Origin of the sequence: Paraburkholderia sp. Ac-20340, assembly GCF_017104965.1 — a bacterium.
Lineage (GTDB): Bacteria > Pseudomonadota > Gammaproteobacteria > Burkholderiales > Burkholderiaceae > Paraburkholderia.
This window is the reverse complement of the sequence record NZ_JAAGPR010000025.1, coordinates 1-17966: the sequence shown is the minus strand read 5'-3', so window position 1 is coordinate 17966 and position 17966 is coordinate 1. Positions and strand designations below refer to the sequence as shown.

At 64.6% G+C, this 17966-nt stretch carries 17 protein-coding genes; 10 read left to right on the top strand and 7 right to left on the bottom strand.

Annotation, left to right across the window (positions count from 1 at the left end; genetic code table 11):
• Nucleotides 1-3: 3 nt before the first annotated feature.
• Together G3N59_RS25900 and G3N59_RS25895 are read right to left on the bottom strand one after the other, a co-directional pair.
• The gene (locus G3N59_RS25900) at nucleotides 4-1215 is read right to left on the bottom strand and encodes an acyl-CoA dehydrogenase family protein (protein ID WP_205985665.1); all 1212 of its coding nucleotides are present in this window, start codon (nucleotides 1213-1215) and stop codon (nucleotides 4-6) included.
• Between the two features lie 194 nt (nucleotides 1216-1409).
• The gene (locus G3N59_RS25895; RefSeq protein ID WP_205985664.1) at nucleotides 1410-2192 is read right to left on the bottom strand and encodes a TetR/AcrR family transcriptional regulator; all 783 of its coding nucleotides are present in this window, start codon (nucleotides 2190-2192) and stop codon (nucleotides 1410-1412) included.
• Between the two features lie 163 nt (nucleotides 2193-2355).
• Here G3N59_RS25895 and G3N59_RS25890 point away from each other — a divergent pair, with 163 nt between their 5' ends.
• The 5 genes from G3N59_RS25890 to G3N59_RS25870 all read left to right on the top strand — a co-directional run bounded on the left by G3N59_RS25890 (nucleotide 2356) and on the right by G3N59_RS25870 (nucleotide 7966).
• Nucleotides 2356-3171, top strand: a complete 816-nt coding sequence (locus tag G3N59_RS25890) for an AraC family transcriptional regulator (protein ID WP_205985663.1) — start codon at nucleotides 2356-2358, stop codon at nucleotides 3169-3171.
• A gap of 82 nt (nucleotides 3172-3253) precedes the next feature.
• Nucleotides 3254-3679 (top strand): cupin domain-containing protein, encoded by a 426-nt coding sequence (locus G3N59_RS25885; RefSeq protein WP_205985662.1) that lies wholly within the window; start codon nucleotides 3254-3256, stop codon nucleotides 3677-3679.
• A gap of 118 nt (nucleotides 3680-3797) precedes the next feature.
• The gene (locus G3N59_RS25880; protein ID WP_205985661.1) at nucleotides 3798-4838 is read left to right on the top strand and encodes a transporter; all 1041 of its coding nucleotides are present in this window, start codon (nucleotides 3798-3800) and stop codon (nucleotides 4836-4838) included.
• 149 nt (nucleotides 4839-4987) lie between these two features.
• Nucleotides 4988-6850 carry a diguanylate cyclase gene (locus tag G3N59_RS25875; RefSeq protein WP_241024118.1) on the top strand — a complete coding sequence of 621 codons (1863 nt, stop codon included), beginning with the start codon at nucleotides 4988-4990 and terminating at the stop codon, nucleotides 6848-6850.
• Nucleotides 6851-6988: 138 nt separating this feature from the next.
• Nucleotides 6989-7966, top strand: a complete 978-nt coding sequence (locus G3N59_RS25870) for an aliphatic sulfonate ABC transporter substrate-binding protein (RefSeq protein ID WP_205985660.1) — start codon at nucleotides 6989-6991, stop codon at nucleotides 7964-7966.
• Between the two features lie 57 nt (nucleotides 7967-8023).
• Here G3N59_RS25870 and G3N59_RS25865 read toward each other — a convergent pair whose 3' ends face one another.
• The 4 genes from G3N59_RS25865 to G3N59_RS25850 form a co-directional block, all read right to left on the bottom strand.
• Nucleotides 8024-8926, bottom strand: a complete 903-nt coding sequence (locus G3N59_RS25865; RefSeq protein WP_241024131.1) for an ABC transporter substrate-binding protein — start codon at nucleotides 8924-8926, stop codon at nucleotides 8024-8026.
• 144 nt (nucleotides 8927-9070) lie between these two features.
• Nucleotides 9071-10114 carry a ribose ABC transporter permease gene (locus G3N59_RS25860; RefSeq protein WP_205985658.1) on the bottom strand — a complete coding sequence of 348 codons (1044 nt, stop codon included), beginning with the start codon at nucleotides 10112-10114 and terminating at the stop codon, nucleotides 9071-9073.
• Nucleotides 10115-10173: 59 nt separating this feature from the next.
• The gene (locus G3N59_RS25855; protein ID WP_205985657.1) at nucleotides 10174-11727 is read right to left on the bottom strand and encodes a sugar ABC transporter ATP-binding protein; all 1554 of its coding nucleotides are present in this window, start codon (nucleotides 11725-11727) and stop codon (nucleotides 10174-10176) included.
• Nucleotides 11714-13006 carry an ROK family transcriptional regulator gene (locus tag G3N59_RS25850; protein WP_205985656.1) on the bottom strand — a complete coding sequence of 431 codons (1293 nt, stop codon included), beginning with the start codon at nucleotides 13004-13006 and terminating at the stop codon, nucleotides 11714-11716. Before G3N59_RS25850 ends, G3N59_RS25855 begins: the two co-directional genes overlap by 14 nt.
• A gap of 237 nt (nucleotides 13007-13243) precedes the next feature.
• Between G3N59_RS25850 and G3N59_RS25845 the strand changes: the two genes are divergently transcribed.
• The 4 genes from G3N59_RS25845 to G3N59_RS25830 all read left to right on the top strand — a co-directional run bounded on the left by G3N59_RS25845 (nucleotide 13244) and on the right by G3N59_RS25830 (nucleotide 15920).
• A complete protein-coding gene (locus G3N59_RS25845) occupies nucleotides 13244-13597 on the top strand; it encodes a YciI family protein (protein ID WP_205985655.1) in 354 nt (117 codons plus the stop codon).
• Between the two features lie 129 nt (nucleotides 13598-13726).
• A complete protein-coding gene (locus G3N59_RS25840) occupies nucleotides 13727-14149 on the top strand; it encodes a YciI family protein (protein ID WP_205985654.1) in 423 nt (140 codons plus the stop codon).
• Nucleotides 14150-14192: 43 nt separating this feature from the next.
• A complete protein-coding gene (locus G3N59_RS25835) occupies nucleotides 14193-14612 on the top strand; it encodes a VOC family protein (protein WP_205985653.1) in 420 nt (139 codons plus the stop codon).
• Nucleotides 14613-15920, top strand: coding sequence for an RNA polymerase sigma factor (locus tag G3N59_RS25830; protein ID WP_205985652.1), 1308 nt, complete (start codon nucleotides 14613-14615; stop codon nucleotides 15918-15920). It begins immediately after the preceding gene.
• Here the strand turns inward: G3N59_RS25830 and G3N59_RS25825 are convergent.
• The gene (locus G3N59_RS25825) at nucleotides 15908-16816 is read right to left on the bottom strand and encodes a LysR family transcriptional regulator (RefSeq protein ID WP_205985651.1); all 909 of its coding nucleotides are present in this window, start codon (nucleotides 16814-16816) and stop codon (nucleotides 15908-15910) included. The two genes, G3N59_RS25830 and G3N59_RS25825, sit on opposite strands and share 13 nt — an antisense overlap.
• 105 nt (nucleotides 16817-16921) lie before the next feature.
• Between G3N59_RS25825 and mdlC the strand changes: the two genes are divergently transcribed.
• Nucleotides 16922-17966 (top strand): benzoylformate decarboxylase (gene mdlC / locus G3N59_RS25820; RefSeq protein ID WP_205985650.1); only part of this gene is annotated, 1045 nt, incomplete at its 3' end.

Genomic DNA, 17966 nt, shown 5'->3' with positions numbered 1-17966 from the left:
GGCTCAGATCAGCGGCGTGCCGGCGCTCTGGCCGCAGGCGAGGCGCCCGTAGGTTTCGAAGTTCGTCGCCGGGGTGACGATGCCGTGCAGCGAGGCCACGCGCGCGTCGTGCCAGACGCGTGCGAACGGATTGCCGAGCGCCGCGAGCGAGCCGCCCGAAGCCGTTGCGAGCGTGTCGACGGCGTCCCAGATCAGCGTTTCCGCGAAGCCGACGTCGCGGCGCACTTTCGCGCGATCCATATAAGCCATGTACTGGCCGGCGGCGGCGCAGGCGTCGAGCGCATCGGCGTGCTTTTCGATGATGGCGCGCGCGGCGTCCAGTTTCGCCGATGCCTCGCCCACCTGCAGATGCGTGACGGCGGCTTCGGCCTGCTTCGTGTACCACGTGTACTGGATGCCACGGCGCGGCAGCAGTTCGAGGAAGGTGTCGAGCGCGTTGCGTGCGATGCCGAGCGCCGGAAACGCAAGGATGATCGCCAGCATCGGAATGCAGGCGACGCGATAAAGCGGTTCGTTCGCCAGATGCGTCGAGCGATATTGGCCTTCGATCGCCTGCGTCATGGAGGCGACGCGTTCGTCGGGCACGAACAGATTCGTCACGCTCACGCTGGAACTGCCGGTGCCGCGCAGCGCCATCACGTTCCAGTCGTCGAGCGTGCGCACGTCGCTTGCACGCACCAGCGCGACGCCCTGATCGACCACCTTGCCGCTTTCATCGACGAGCGGAATGCCCAGCAGATCCCAGTTGGCGTGATAGATGCCCGAGTTGAAACCCCAGACGCCTTCTTCGATCACGTAGCCGCCATCGACTTTCCTGACGCTGGCCTTGCGCGGCGAAAGCACCCCGACGACGCGCGCACGCTCTGGACTGCCAAATACTTCGTCGGTGACCTTTTCGCTGAAGAGCGTGGCGGCTGCCCACGTCGTTACGTTGATGAGCGCGGCGACCCAGGCCGTCGACGCATCGCCGCGGCCGAGTTCGGAGACCGCTTCGAGGAAGGTGCGTACGGAAGCCTGCTTGCCGCCGTATCGGCGTGGCGTGGTGAGTTCGAATAGGCCGGCGGCGTTCAGGTCGTCGAGGGTTTCCTGCGGCAGGCGCGCTTGCTGGTCGACGGCGGCGGCGCGTTGCTTGAGCGCCGGAACCAGGTCGCTTGCGGCGCGGATCAGCGCAGCTTCGGTGTTTTCGGCGTGGTGAAGGTCATGCGGAGCATTCATGGTGTCGTCCTCGTGGTGTCTCGTCGTTGAATTGTTGATATTGTTATCAAAAATGATTGATGTATCAATAACGAGATGGCCAGGTGCTTTCCCTGGCGTGGGGACGAGCGCAAACGGCACGCGCTCTGGCGTGCTCAGTGACAGGGAAGGGGAGTCGGCGCGTTGCGCGCCGCAGGAGAAAGACGGGAAGCCGGTCAGGCAGCGCGGGTGGAAGCGCTCGCCGCCACCTGCAATTCATCGTGCCGCAGCACTTCCTTCATGATGCCGGCCACATCAGCATCGCGAATGCCGAGGCCGCGCAGCGCGAACTCCGTGAAGCGATCCACCGTCTCCGGCGTGCGGCGCTTTTCCAGAATCTGACGCATCACATGCAGCGCGCCGCCGATGATGCAATCCATTGCCGCGAGCACATCGGCGCAATGAAAACGCCCGGCATCCACGCCGATGCGGATATCGCGCGCGAGCCGTCCGCCCATCGTCTCGATCAGATCGCTCACGCTCGATGCCGCGTTGACGAAGAACCAGCCCCAGATCGGATCGTCGAGCGTGTGGCGCATCACCTGGCGCACATTGAGGCCGACGATCACGGCGATATCGGCATCGGCGGGACGGATGCGGTCCAGCAGATCGGCGATCGCGAGCATGTCTTCGACAAACACGGCGCGCGCGATTTCGTCCTTGGTCGAGAAGTAGTTGTAGAACGAGCCGAAAGCGACGCCGGCCTGTTCGGTGATGTCGTTGATCGCCGTGCCGGAGATGCCTTTCTGGCCCATCACCCTGCGTGCGGCCTGCAGGAGCTTGCCGCGCGTGCGGGCGCGGGCGCGTTCGTTGATGCGCGGCGCGGCCTTGGGGGCTTCTGCTGCGTCCCCCGCTTTACCGGCCTGAGCGCGCTTCGCCGGGGCACGCTTGCTGGCAGGCGCTTTTTTCGCGGCGGTGGGGGCGGCGGGCGCGGCGGTGCTGCGTCGGGAAGTGGCCATGGCGATCGAGGGCGGCGAGAAGGAGCGCGGTGCGCAGAATGCCGCCATTATTGCCGCTGGCCGCGCAAATGCCTACCAGGCGGCTTGCCTGGCTGGCTCGGCGCATCACGGCGTGCCGTGCCACAATCGCTGTCTGCGGCCATCCGCCCGACAGCCAGACATCATGAACCGACACCGCCCAAGCGCCAGCCCCGACTGGGTCGAACGCGCCGAGTCCATCGAAGGCGTGGAGCGCATCGAAGCGTTTTTCCACGGCAAAGCCTACGCGATGCATCGCCACGACACCTACGCGATCGGCCGCACGCTCGCGGGCGTGCAGAGTTTCAACTACCGGCGCGGCCAGTGCAACAGCCTGCCGGGCCATACGCTGGTGCTGCACCCGGACGAGCCGCACGACGGCCAGGCCGGAACCGGCGAAGGCTTTCAGTACCGCATGATCTACGTGCAGCCGTCGCTGTTTCAGGACGTGCTCGGCGGGCGCACGCTGCCGTTCCTCGAAGGCGGCGTGACGACCGATCCGCGCCTTTCCGCGGCAACCGGCGCCTTGCTCCAGCAGATGAGTTACACGCTCGAGCCGCTCGAACAGAACGACGCGCTGACCGAACTGATCCATGCGCTGGCCGATGTCACCGGCACGGCAAAGCTGCGGCCAACGGGCGACTATCGCGCCGCCCGGCTCGCCCGCGACTTCCTGCACGCGCACAGTACGGAAGCGGTCGCGCTCGAAGCCCTGGAAGGCGCGACCGGCCGCGACCGCTGGAGCCTGTCGCGCGATTTCCGCCAGTTCTACGGCACGAGCCCATACCGTTATCTGACAATGCGCCGCCTCGACACCGTGCGCCGCCTGTTGCTGGCGGGCACGTCGCTGTCCCAGGCGGCGGCAGCGGCGGGTTTCGCGGATCAACCTCACATGACGCGCCATTTCTCCAAGGCCTTCGGCATGACGCCCGGACAGTGGCTGCGCGTCGCGCGCGGCTGAGGAAATCGCCACGATCGTTCAATACGCGTAGGCGCGGCGCGACTAAGCTGGGTGGATCGACATTCTTTCTACGGAGCCCAGCATGTCCGAAACCACTTCCCACGATGCCGCGCCGGCCACCCGCGGCCAATGCCAGTCGATCGATCTCGCAGGCAAGATCGGCTTGATCGACGGTCACTGGCAGCCGCGCGTGGTCGCCGAGATGAACGACTACCAGTTCAAGGTCGTCAAACTGCTCGGCGATTTTCTCTGGCACGCGCACGCCGATACCGACGAAACGTTTATCGTGCTCGATGGCGAATTGCAGATCGGCATTCGCGGCGGCCCGAACGGCGACGAAACGCTCGTCGTGCGCGCGGGGCAGATGGCCGTGGTGCCCAAAGGTATCGAACACAAACCCCATGCAAGCGCCGAAGTGAAACTGCTGCTGATCGAACCGCGCGGCGTGGTCAATACCGGCGATGGCGCGCAGGGCGAGCGCACGGCCGAAAACGATCGCTGGATCTGAATCCGGGCGCGTATAAAAAAGCGTTTGTGTCAGAAACATGTCGACCGTGTGAAAGCCTGCGCTTGCCTGCAAAAGCGGGGATATGGCATGCTTGCGCCGATTAAACGGCCACACGACCATGGATCTCGCCTCGTCCATTGCAACCTACGGCGCCGACATGTCGGGCTTGATTTGCGGATTCCGCTTCATGCCAGGCGAGCCGGGCCAGCCCGTCAAGGGCGAAGATGTGCTCGCCGCGCTGCAGGCCGGCGAGCAGAACAAGTCCGCTAACGACGGCGCTTTCTACTGGCTGCATTTCAATCTCGCGCACGCCGCGAGCGCTTCGTGGATGCGCGCGCATCTCGATCTGCCCGAAAGCTTCTTCGAAATGCTGGTGGAAGGCTCGCACTCCACGCGCATCGAGCAGGTGGACGGCGCGCTCTACGCCGTCGTCAACGACGTGATGTTCGATTTCGAACTCACGCCTTCGCAGATCGCCACGCTCTGGTCCTATACGCACGAACGCCTGCTGGTGACGGCGCGCATGAAGCCGCTGCGCTCCATCGACCGTCTGCGTGGCGATGTTCGCAACGGCGAGACCTTCCGCTCGCCAGCGGATCTGCTGATTCATCTGCTGCGCGATCAGGCCGATCTGATGGTGGAAATCGTGCGTCGCACGAGCGTCGATGTCGATCGCGCCGAAGACCAGTTTCTCGCCTCGCGCCGTTTCGGCAGCCGCCACGATCTGGCGGCGATGCGCCGCATTCTGGTGCGTCTGCAACGCATGCTCGCGCCTGAACCCGGGGCGGTGTTCCGCCTGCTCGCGCGCCCGCCGCGCTGGCTGCAACTCGCCGATATGCAGGATCTGCGCGAGACGACCGAAGAATTCACGCTGGTGCTCGGCGACATGGCGGGTCTGGTCGAACGCATCAAGTTGCTGCAGGAAGAGATCGGCGCGCGTCTCGAAGAACAGAACAACCGCACGCTGTTCACCCTCACGCTGGTGACCGTGCTGGCCTTGCCGATCAACATCGTCGCGGGCTTTTTCGGCATGAACGTGGGCGGCATTCCGCTCGCCGAAAACCATCACGGTTTCTGGCTGATGGTGCTGCTCGTGGCGGGCTTCACCGTGCTGCTCGGCTGGTGGGTGTTCCGCCTGCGCGGCCCGGTGGATCGATAGCGCGGCCGAGCCCCGCATAGCGCCGTTTCGCGCGCGCGGCAAGCGATTTTTGACCGATTTTTTTCCCGCCGGACCATGCATTGCGGTTAAATTCGCGCGCTATATACTAGCCGCTCGATTCCCTAGCCCGTTCGGGCGTTTCGCCCGCCATGCCCTTGCCAGCCACGCCATCGTCCGCTGAAGCCGCGTTCGTTCCGTCTGCCACTTCGACGGCGGCCGGTCGTGGCGCGCACAACGACGGCGCGGCTGCATCGGCAAAGACGGGGCATGATCCCTTGCTCGACGCGTTGATGCGGCTGGCGGCCCGGCATTTCGGCGTGGCGGCCGCCTGCGTGCTGCCCGGCGAGGCGGCGCAGGGCGCTGAGTGGCTGGGCGCGGGCGTCGACGCGCCGTTGCGCGACGCGCTGCTGGAAGTCCAGCGCTCGAATACCCGTAATGCGGATGAAAGTTTCGTCGAGCCGATCGTCGTCAACGATCTCGGCTCCGACCCCGCATGGCAGGCGTGCCTGTCGCGCGCGAGTGCGCTGCCGTTCCGCTTCGTTGCTGCGTGGCCACTGGTGAGCGCGAACGGCGATGCGCTGGGCAGTCTCTGCCTGCTCGATCACGCGCCGCGCGAGTTGTCGGCGGCGCAGCGCGCGAGTCTCGACGATTTCGCGCGCGTGATCGCCGCGCTTGCGCACGACATGCCCATGCCCGACACGGCGCTGCGCGAAGAAATGGCCACGTTGCGCGAGCGCGAACGCCTGCTGGCACTGGCGATCGCGGGCAGCGGCACCGGCATCTGGGACCGCAACGTGACGACCGGCGAAATCCGCTATTCGACGGGCTGGAAGGCGATGCTCGGTTACGCCGACGACGAAGTCAGCAATCGCATCGAAGACAGCTACCAGCGCCTGCATCCCGACGATCTCGCCTATGTGCAGGCGACCATGAAGGCGCATTTCGAAGGCCGCACGGATCAATACGAAGTCGAGCACCGCATTCGCTGCAAGGACGGCAGCTACAAGTGGATCTGCAGCCGCGGCAAGGTCACCGCGCGCGGCGCCGATGGCCACGCGCTGCGCATGGTGGGCACCTCGACCGACGTGACGTCGATGCGCGAAATGGCCGAATGCCTGCGCGAATCGGTCAATCTGATCACCAATCTCACCAATGAAGTGCCGGGCCTCGTGTTCCAGTGCCGCCGCGCGCCGGACGGCCACACCTGCTTTCCGTACGCGAGCGCGGGCATCGGCGAAATCTACGAGCTCACGCCCGCGCAGGTGGCCGCCGACGCCGAGGGCATCGACGCGCTGATCCATCCCGACGATCTCGAAGCCTATCGTGCTTCGTTCGCGGAATCGGCGGCCACGCTCGCACCGTGGCATCTGGAATACCGCGTGCGTTTGCCGCAACAGGGATTGCGCTGGCGGCAGGGCGACGCCAAGCCACAGCGTCTTGCCGATGGCGCGACCGTCTGGCACGGCTTTATCACCGATGTGACCGAGCGCAAGCGCATCGAGGCCGAGTTGCAGGAATTCGCCATGACCGACGGCCTCACGCGCCTCGCGAACCGGCGGCACTTCATGGCGCGACTCGACACGCAACTCGCGCTGCTGCGCCGCGCAGGCGCGCCCGATTGCGCGCTGATGATGTGCGACCTCGATCACTTCAAGTCGATCAACGACCGTTTCGGTCATGCCGTGGGCGACGATGCGCTACGCCATTTCGCGGCGATCCTGCGCAACCAGTTGCGCGTGGGCGACGTGGCGGGGCGCATCGGCGGCGAGGAATTCGCGGTCCTGCTGGGCGGCGCCGATCTCGACGGCGCGTGTATCGTGGCGCGGCGCATTCAGGACAGCATCGCGCAATCGCCGCTCTGTGCGCAGGCCGGAACGGTGGCGCTGACGGTCAGTATCGGCGTGACGCTCATGCGAGCCGACGATATCGGCGCCGAAGCCACGCTTTCGCGCAGCGACGTTGCGCTTTATCGTGCGAAAAAGGGCGGGCGCAATCGGATCGAATGCGCGTGAGTTTTTTCGGGCGATGCGTTAACGTCGAAATCGTTATCCCCGCAGCGTGATTTGCTTAGCGCGATTCGTTACTTCTGCTCGCACGGCGTGACAGGTAGCATTTTTTGCACCTTTCATTGCCGCTTCGCGCCACGCATCATGAGCCACGATAACGATATTCGCTTCCAACGCCGCCGTACGATTCTCGCTGCCCTCGGCGCAACGGTGGGCGCCACGCTTGCCGGTGCTGCGCTGCCCGCGTGGGCAAAGTACCAACCCGATCAATTCCGCATTGGCTATCAAAAGGCCGCGAGTACGCTCGTTTTGTTGAAGGCCAGCGGCACGCTCGAAAAACGCCTCGCGCCGCAAGGCATCAAGGTGTCGTGGACGGAATTTCCGGCGGGCCCGCAATTGCTCGAAGGGCTGAATGTGGGCGCGATCGATTTTGGTTATGTGGGAGAAGCGCCGCCTGTTTTTGCGCAGGCGGCAGGCGCGGATTTCGTCTACACGGCTTATGAATTGCCGACGCCGCATGCGGAAGGCGTGGTGGTTTCCAGATCGTCATCGATTAAATCGGTGTCCGAATTGAAGGGCAAGAAGATTGGCCTGAATCGCGGTTCGGATGTGCACTGGTTTCTGGTGGCGCTGCTGCAAAAGCACGGCATTGCGCTCGCCGATATTCAACCGGTTTATCTCGCGCCCGCCGATGCCCGCGCGGCGCTGCAAAGCGGTTCGATCGACGCGTGGGCCGTGTGGGACCCGTTTCTCGCCGCTGTGGAATCGCAGGACGGCGCGCGTCTGCTGGCGGATGCGAGCGGCGTGGCCAGTCATCATCAGTTTTTCCTGAGCCAGCGTGAGTTTGCTGTCAAACGGAAGGACGCAATTGCCATTGCGCTGGATGAACTCGGTAAAACGGGGCAGTGGGTGCGTGCGAATACGGCGGCGGCCGCCGCGAAACTCGCACCGATTCAAGGTCTGGATGCAGCGACAATCCAGATTGGTCTATCGCATTACGCGCACGAATACCGGCCAATCGACGCAGGCGTGATTGCGGAACAGCAAAAGATCGCCGATACGTTTTACGACCAAAAAATCATTCCGCGGCGGGTGACGACGAAGGATGCGGTGTTGGGGTGAAAATAAAAATGGCGGCCTGAAAAGCCGCCATTTCCACACGCGAACTCAACCCGGCAATCAATGCTGCGACGACCAGCCCTTATAGCTGCCCACGTTGTCGCGCGTCACCAGTTGCGGCGTCATCTGGATCAGCGGATTCGCGGGCTTCTTGCCATTCATGATGTCGTAGCCCACGGTCACGGCCGTTTGCGCCATCTTCCACGGGTCCTGGCTCGCCGATGCCTGCACCAGCGTATCGGTCTTGAGCGCGGATTCGATATCGGGCGCGCCGTCCACCGAAGTAATCACGATGTTGTTGCGATGCAGTTGCTTGGCGGCCAGATCGCTGCCCACGGCCTGCGGATCGTTGATCGTGAATACGCCAGCCACTTGCGGGAAGCGCGTGAGATAACCCTGCATCGCGTTCATGCCGCCTTCGCGCGAACCCTTGCCGTCCTGATCGTCGGAGAGCACCTTGATGCCCGGCGACTTCGCGAGCACCTGCTTGCAACCGTTCACGCGGTCGATCACGGCCGACACCTGCGGACCGTTTTCGATAATGACGTTACCCTTGCCGTTGATCTTCTTCGCGAGGAACCCGCACGAGATCGCGCCGGCCTTGACGTTGTCGGTTTGCACGGTGGCGTCGGCGCCCGCGGCGCTCACGTCCACGGCCACCACCACGATGCCGGCCGCGCGCGCCTTGCGCACCGCCGGTTCGATCGCCTTGGGATCGGAGGCGTTCAGAAGAATCATGTCCACGTGCGCCGAAATAAAGTTATCGATCTGCGTGAACTGCTTGTTCAGATCGTAATCGGCGGAAACGGCGGTGACTTTCGCGTTCGGGTTGATCTGTTTGGCCTTGGCTTCGGCACCCTGCACGATGGTCACGAAGTAAGGATTGCCAAGCGAACCCACGGTGATGCCGATCGACTTCAACTGCTTGTCGGCGGCATGCGCGCCTTGCAGCGCGAATCCCATGGTCAGAGCGGCAGCGGCGAGCAGAGTCTTTTTCTTGAACATGAACGTGTCTCCAGAGAGGTCCTGTTGGTGTTGTCGTGCAGGGCGGGCGCAGGAGGACCGCATGCGCCCGCTTGTCTAGTCGCGAAGATATTGCAGGGTCGATCAGGTGCGAGCCGAACCCCGTTGACGATAACGATCCAGCGCCACGGCGCCGACGATCACGAGGCCCTTGATGATGTATTGCCAGATATCCGAAACGCCCAGCAGCACGAGGCCGTTGGTGAGCACCGCAATAATGAGCGCGCCGATCAGCGTGCCGACGATCGAACCCACGCCGCCCACGAAGCTCGTGCCGCCCAGAATCACCGCCGCGATGGCATCGAGTTCATACGACTGGCCCAGTTGCAGACCGTTCGCAGCATAAAGACGCGCCGCCGACATCACCGCGCCCAAACCCGCGAGCAGGCCCGACACCGCGTAGACGAACATCTCGATCGCCCAGACCTTGATGCCGGAAAGACGCGCCGCTTCGGGATTGCCACCCACCGAGTAAATATGCAGACCCAGCACGGTACGGCGCAGCACGAACCACGAAGCCGCCACGACCACCAGCGCGATGATCACGAGCCAGGGCACGCCAAGCACCGAACCATTGCCGATGAACGCGAACGAAAGCTGCGGATTGAAGATCGTCGTGTCGTGGCCCATCAGGCGTGCGATACCGCGCACCGCAGTGAGCGACCCGAGCGTGACGATAAACGGCGGCAGACGCAGCAGCGAGATCAGCGCGCCGTTGATGACGCCGAATCCCAGACCCACGCCCAGCGCAGCCGGAATGCCGAGCCAGCCCATGCCGACGAGGGTCGAACCCAGCATCGCCGCAACCGCTGCGGCGGCCAGAATCGAGCCCACCGAAAGGTCGATGCCGCCAGTGAGAATCACGAAGGTCATGCCGGCGGCCAGCACGATATTGATCGACGCCTGCTGCGTCACGATCGACAGATTCTCGAAGGTGAAAAAGCCGTCGTTGAGCAGGCCAAAGCCGATGCACAGCAGCACCAGCACCGGCAGCATGCCCGCCGTGCGCATGATCGACTTCATGCGCGCGCGATGGCCGTCGATGGCCTGGCTGCGCGTCGATTGCGTCGCCTGCGCGCCCGGTGCGGAATTGGCCGCAACGCCGTGGCGGGGAAGAATGTTTTTCATGATGTCGTGCTCCTCAATATCTCTTCGACGAATGCGTCTGTTTTTGCCGATGCCGCGCTTCAGGCGGCTTCGTCCAGCGCGCCCTGCGAGCCGGTGGCGAGTTCGATGATGGCTTCCTGACTGATGGGCTTGCCGGTATAGCCGCCCAGTTCTCCGGCGAACTCGCCTTCGCGCATGACCAGCACACGATCGGCCACGCCGATGATTTCGGGCAGTTCGCTCGAAATCACGATGATGCCCACGCCGGTTTTGGCGAGGTCGTTGATGATGCGATAGATCTCCGACTTCGCGCCGATATCGACGCCACGGGTCGGCTCATCCAGAATCAGCACGCGCGGCTTCGTTTCCAGCAACCGGGACAGCAGCACCTTCTGCTGATTGCCGCCCGAGAGCGCGCCCACATTCACGCGCGGGCTGGGCACGCGAATCGACAGCGCGCGGATCGAATCTTTCGCGCGCGCCGAACCGCGCGCAAGATCGAGCACGCCAAAGCGCGCATCGCGTCCGGCCACGGCCACGTTGATGTTGTCGCGCACACTCATGTCGAGAAAGAGACCTTGATGCTTGCGGTCTTCGGTGAGATACACGAGGCCCGCGTCGATCGCATCGCGCGGCGTATGCACGGCGAGCGTGCGTCCGTCGATGGCGATATCGCCGCGCGCGCGGGGCTCCGCGCCGAAGATCAAACGCGCCAGTTCCGTGCGGCCTGCGCCCACCAGTCCCGCAATGCCGAGCACTTCGCCCGCATGCAGATCGAGGCTGCAACCGCGCACGCGTTTGTTGTCGGCGACATCGCGCACGGTGAGCACTACCTTGCCCGGGTCGTAAGGCGCGTGCGCTTTTTTGTAGAACCCCGAAATATCGCGGCCCACCATCATGCCGACCAGGCTTTCCGCGCTCAGTTCTTCGCGCATCAGCGTGCCCACATAGCTGCCGTCGCGCAGCACGGAAACGCGGTCGGAAAGCTCGTAAATTTCGGCCATGCGATGGCTGATGTAGATGATCGCGAGACCTTCTTCGCGCAATTGCAGAATCAGTTTGAAAAGCCGCTCGGTTTCGCGCGAGGAGAGCGGTGTGGTCGGCTCGTCCATCACGATGATGCGCGCTTCGGTATGGACGGCGCGCGCGATTTCCACGAGTTGGCGTTCGGCGATCGACAGCGAACCCACCAGCGTGGTGGGCCCGAAACTCGCGCCAAGACGCGTCAAAACGTCTTCGCAACCGCGCTCCATCGCCGCGCGATCGACGACGCCAAAGCGGCGGCCGCCTTTGCGCAATTCGCGGCCCGCGTAGATGTTTTCGGCCACGCTCAGGTTCGGCGCGAGGCTCAGTTCCTGATAGATCACGGCCACGCCCAGTTCGCGTGCGGCGAGCGGCCCGTCGATCACGACGGTTTTGCCGTCGAGCAGGATTTCGCCGCCGGCGTCGGCCTGATAGGCGCCCGAGAGAATCTTCATGAGCGTCGATTTGCCCGCGCCGTTCTCGCCCATCAGCGAATGCACTTCGCCAGGCCAGACCGAGAGGCGCACGTTGTCGAGCGCGCGCACGCCGGGAAAGGTCTTGCTGATGCCCCGCATTTCCAGCAGCGGGGGCGTCGACTCAGAGCGCGACATGGCTCACCTCCTGGGCTTGCGCCTGCATTTGCGTTGGGTTCTGCAAGGTGGACTGCTGCGCCGCGCCGGCGCCCATCAGGATGCCCGCGCGCGGCGAGAAGTTGAAGAACATCGGCAAGGTGGCCGCGCCCAGCGCGCCCGCATCCTGACCGAAGGTACCGCGCACCAGTTCGGGCGTGCCGCGCGCTTCGGGCGCCGTGGCCGCGACGGCCCAGCGCAGACGCTCCATCAGCGTGTCGATGAGACCCGCGTCGACGTCGGCGTCCAGCACCACGGCCGGCACGTCGAGCACGCACAGCGCCGAACGCAGCGCGGGCGCAAGCGCATCGATGCAATCGTCGAGCCATTCCTCGACGGCCGGATGACCGCTGGCGATATGGCCTTCGATATCGGCGCGGCTTTCGACGTTCGCGCCGCGATATTGCAGATGGCGGCGCAGCGCGATCAGCGAGGCGCGCGAGAGCAGGATGTCCCACTTGCCGTCGGGCTTGTACGCCGAGGGCAGGCTGCTCGGCGGCACCGGCATCACGGCGAAATCGCCCGCGTTGCCCGTGAGACCGCGCACGCAGTCGCCGCCGACTGCAATGCCGCCGCCGATGGCCGGGCCTAGAAACAGATAGAGGAAATCGTCGCGCTGACGCCCGCAGCCGTAGAAAATTTCGGCGATGGCGGCGGCGTTGCCGTCGTTTTCGCTGAACACGGGCAGCGAGAGTGCGCGGCCCAGCTCGCCGGCGAAATCGACTTCGCTCCAGACGCGGAAGGTGTCGGCGGGCAGGCCTAGTTCGCGCAGCCAGCTACCGAGGTTATACGGCTGCGCCACGCCGATACCCGCCAGGCGCTTGCGTTCGTCTTTGCTCAGCAATCCTGACAATTCGCGAATGTCGCGCTGGACGATTTCCTGCGCTTCGGCCGGTTGCGGCAGCAGCATGTCGTGCGAGCGGCGCTCGATCATCTGGCCCGCGAAATTCACCAGCACGGTTTCGATATTGGTCCGGTCCAGCCGCACGCCAATCGCAAACGCGCCGCGCGGCGACAGCCGCAGCAGCGAGGCGGGCTGGCCGCGTCCGCCATCCAGACGACGCCCGCTCAACTCGATCAACCCGCTCTGGATCAGCGACGTGATGATGCTGCCCACAGCCGTGCTGGTGAGATTCGCAAGACGGGCGAGATCGGCCTTGGACGCCTCGCCGGCGCGCCGCAGCGCCTGCAGCAGCAGGCGCTCGTTGAAGCGGCGAACATTGGCCGAGTTGCTGCCCTGGCCCACATGCGGACTTCTCACGTGTCTCCTCCGTTGGCGTCGCCGGTGGCGCCTTGCGGCTGCGTCGGCGACTAAATAAATCAAGTTGATTTATTTAATGACGGAAACCGCCTCGTGTCAGCCTGGGGAAATCCCGGCGATCGCCTGGTTTTTATCTTGCAGAGCGCCGTTCGCGCATCGGCGCGCGTTGTCCGGCGCTATCCTTACTGACGCTTTCGACATCTAAACCGACAGGCATTTTTCTGGAGTAGGCACTTCATGGCATATCTGCTGCTGATCAGCGAACCGCGCGGCCAGCGCGAGACCCGCACGCAATCCGAAGGCGAGGCGCTTTACGCGCGCATGGTGAGCTATGCCGAAGATCTCGCGAAGCAAGGCGTGTTGCTCGACGTGCAGTCGCTGGTTTCCGACGCGGATGCCGCGCGCGTAGAAGTGCGGGAAGGGCGCACGAACGTCACCGACGGGCCGTTTTCGGAGGCTAAAGAAATGATAGGCGGCTTTTTCCTGATCGATTGCGCCACGCGCGACGAAGCGCTGGCGTTCGCGCGCGCCTGCCCGGCGGCGCAATGGGCGAGCGTGGAGGTGCGCGAAACGGGGCCGTGCTTTCGCTAGCCGCGTTAAATCCTGGTGCTTTCCCTGGCACGTGAAAAAAATCGTCGAATCGTGTCGATTGGCTTGAGCGTCGCGCGTCGTATCAATGAGCGCATCGTTTCGCTCGATCCGCACATTCAGGAGATTTCAATGCGATTCATGATCATGGTGCGCGCCAATGCGCTCAGCGAAGCCGGCGAGCAACCCGCCGACGAAACCATTTTCGCCGACATGGCCACGTATCACGAGGAACTGGCGCGCGCCGGCGTGTTGCTCGACGCCGCAGGTTTGCAGCCGAGTTCGCGCGGTTTTCGCGTGCGCTATACCGACGGCAAACCGCATATCGTCGATGGTCCTTATGCCGAAGCGAAAGAACTGATTGCCGGTTACACGCTGATCCAGGTGCGCTCGCGCGAAGAGGCGCTGGAATGGGCGCGGCGCTTTCCCGCGCCATTCGGCAAACAGATGGATGGCGAAATCGAAGTGCGCCAACTCTATGAACTCGACGATTTCGAAGAACTCGAAAGCATTGAGCGATTTCGCAAGCTCGAAGCACAGAGCAAATTCAAGTAAATTCAGTTAGTCATCCGAATCATAGTTAATCAAGGAAACGATCATGCACAAGCATATCTTCGTCAATCTGGGTGTCAGCGACCTGAAGCGCTCGATGGACTTCTTCGGCGCGATCGGCTTTCGTTTCGAGCCGAAATTCACCAACGATCAGGCGGCCTGCATGGTGATCGGCGAGAACATCTTTGCGATGCTGCTCACCACCGATTTCATGCGCACGTTCACGGACAAGACGCTCGTCGATGCACGCGAGCAGACCGAAGTGCTCACCTGTCTTTCGTGCGAGTCGCGCGACGAGGTGAACACGCTCGTCGATAAAGCGCTGGCGGCGGGCGGCACTTCGAAGCGTCCGCCGATGGATTGCGGCGAATCGATGTATGGCCGCAGTTTCGAAGACCCGGACGGCCATATCTGGGAACTCATGTATATGTCGCCGGAAGCGGTGGAGAAGGGAGCGCACGGCTAAGTGGCGCGGAAAAGCGCATCCGTTGCGGCGATCCATCGTTCGATCGAGGCGGTCTGGCGCATCGAACGCGCGCGCGTGATCGCTCACGCCGCGCGCGCGCTGCGCGACGTGGGACTCGCCGAAGACGCCGCTCAGGATGCGCTGGTCGCGGCGCTCGAAAGCTGGCCGGCGAGCGGCATTCCTGCCAACCCTGGAGCGTGGCTCATGACGGCGGCCAAACATCGCGCGCTCGATCGCTTGCGGCGCGCGGCCGCGCATGCACGTGCGCACGATGCCATCGGCGCGGATCTCGAGGCGCTGGAGGCGCAGTTCGCGCCCGATATCGCCGATACGCTCGAAGCCGCGCGCGACGATATCGGCGACGATCTGCTGCGGCTCATGTTCGTTGCCTGCCATCCCGTGCTGCCGCGCGAGCAGCGCGTGGCGCTGACCTTGCGGCTGCTGGGCGGTTTGAGCACGCCGGAAATCGCGCGCGCGTTTCTCGTTTCCGAAGCGACGGTTGCGCAGCGCATCGTGCGAGCGAAACGCGCACTTGCGGCCGCAAAGGTGCCCTTCGAGGTGCCTGACGCGACGGAGCGCGCCGTGCGGCTTGCTTCCGTGCTGGAAGTGATCTACCTCGTTTTCAACGAAGGCTATGCGGCCACCTCGGGCACGGACTGGATGCGCCCGGCGTTGTGCGACGAAGCGTTGCGGCTGGGGCGCATGCTGGCCGAACTCGCGTCCGCCGAATCCGAAGTGCATGGCCTGGTCGCGCTGATGGAGTTACAGGCGTCTCGCTTGCACGCGCGTGTGGATCGCGCGGGCCGCGCCGTGCTGCTGGCCGATCAGGACCGCTCGCGCTGGGACCGCCTGCTGATCCGGCGCGGCTTCGCGGCAATCGAGCGGGCGCAGCAGTGTGCGCACGGCGCGCTCGGGCCGTATGCGCTGCAAGCCGCGCTCGCTGCTTGCCATGCGAGCGCGCCCGGTACGGCCGAGACCGACTGGCCGCGCATTGTCACGATCTATGATGCGTTGCTGCGCATCGACCCATCGCCCGTCGTGCGCCTGAACCGCGCGGTGGCGGTGGGCATGGCGCAAGGGCCGCAGGCCGCGCTGGCGCTAGTCGATGCCTTGAACGACGAAGCCGCACTGCGCCAGTACCCGTGGCTGCCCGCGGTGCGGGGGCATCTGCTCGCGAAACTCGGGCGCAGCGACGAAGCCCGCACGGCGTTCGAACAGGCCGCCGCGCTGACGCAGAACGCACGCGATCGCGAAGTGCTGCTCGCGCGCGCGGCCGAACTGAAGCCGAACGCGTCTCAAACGCCCTGAGCCGTCAATAACCTTAACTGTTCGAGCAACTTGACCGCGGGACTCGGCAAAATCCCCTGACGCCGTCTGAACGCAGTCAACGTGCGTCGCCCAATCACGCCAGGCATTTCCAGCGTATCGAACACGCCCGCCCGGCTCTCGGTCACGTACATCGTCGACGCCATCCAGCTAAGGAATCCTGAACTTCCTACCAGGCTCTTGAGCACCGTCACGGAACGCGTTTCCACCACCACATTCGGCAAGCCCAGCCCCTGTTCCGCAAAAGCCTGCTGCATATGCTCGAACGGCCCGGTGCCGCGCGGCGGAATCGCCCATTGCGCGTCGAGCGTATCGGCGAGCGTCAGCCCGGTCCTGGCGCGCAGCGGATGATCGAGCGCAGCCACCACATAGCTCGCGTCTTCCCAACGGCAATCGCCGATGGCGGTGATTTCGTCGGTATCCGGCACGGACATGCTCAGCGCGAGATCGATTTCGCGCTTGACCAGCGCATCGGCGAGCCGGTCCCACACGCCTTCGATGATCTCCACGCGCAGGTTCGGCCAGCGCGCCAGCACGCCGCTCACTGCGAGCGGCAACACCAGGCTGGCGATGCTGCCCACCGCGCCCACGCGGATCGTGCCGCGCGCAAGGCCGCGCAGCGCGTCGATTTCCTCGCGCGCCTGCTCGGCTTCGCGCTGCAGCAGCATGGCGTGCGGCAGCAGCGCTTCGCCCACGGCGGTCAGATGCATGCCGCGCGAATGGCGCTCGAACAGCGGCGCGCCGACCTGTTCTTCGAGCCGGCGCACCGCGCGGCTCAAGGCCGGCTGGGTGATGTGGAGCGTGTCGGCGGCGCGGCCGAGACTGCCGCAGGCCACGATGGTCGCGAAGGCGTGCAGTTGCTGGAGGTTGTAAGTCATGCCCAAAGGTAATGCCTTTTCCCGCAATAGGCAATTTCCGGTTACCCGGGTGCCGCCGATAATCGTGCATCGATTTCCGACGCCCATCCAGAAGGAGACCGCGCAATGACCGCTAGCGCGCAGCCGCAAACGCCCGATTCCCCACACGCATGGACCGTCCGCGACGCCGTGATCGACTTCGCGCGCCGTGTCGGCATGACGTCGATCTTCGCGAATCCCGGCTCGACCGAGTTGCCGATGTTCCGCGATTTCCCCGCCGATTTCCGTTATGTGCTGGGTTTGCAGGAAGCCGTGGTCGTCGGGATGGCCGATGGTTACGCGCAGACGAGCGGCAATGCGGCGCTGGTGAATCTGCACTCGGCAGCGGGCGTGGGCAATGCGATGGGCAATCTTTTCACGGCGTTTCGCAATCGCACGCCGCTCGTCGTCACGGCGGGCCAGCAGGCGCGCGCGATTTTGCCGTTCGATCCGTTTCTCGCTGCGACCCAGGCCACCGAGTTGCCCAAACCGTATGTGAAATGGAGCATCGAACCGGCGCGCGCCCAGGACGTGCCGCTGGCGATTGCGCGCGCTTATGCGATCGCCATGCAGGAGCCGCGCGGGCCGGTGTTCGTATCGATTCCCGTCGATGACTGGGATCAGCCCGCCGAGCCGGTTGCGCAGCGCGAGCTGGCGCACACGACGCGGCCGGAACCGGCGCTGCTCGCGCGTATCGGCGGGCTGCTCGATGGCGCGCAGCGGCCCGCGTTCGTGGTGGGCGGCGCGGTCGATCGGGCGGGCGCGGCCGACGACGTGGTGGCGCTGGCCGAACGGCATCGCGCCCGCGTATTCGTCGCGCCGATGAGCGGACGTTGCAGTTTCCCCGAAACGCATCGCCTTTTCGCGGGCTTTTTGCCGGCAATGCGCGAGCGCATCGTCGAACTGCTTGCCGGTCATGACGTGGTGTTCGCGCTTGGCGCGCCGGCATTTACGTATCACGTCGAAGGGCACGGCCCGCATGTCCCGGCGGGCACGCAACTATGCCAGTTGATCGACGATCCGAACGTGGCCGCGTGGACGCCCGAAGGCTCGATCGCCGTCGGCAATGTGCGGCTGGGCGTGCAGGATCTGCTCGCGCGTCCTGCGCCGCCGGAACGCGCGCTGCCCGCGA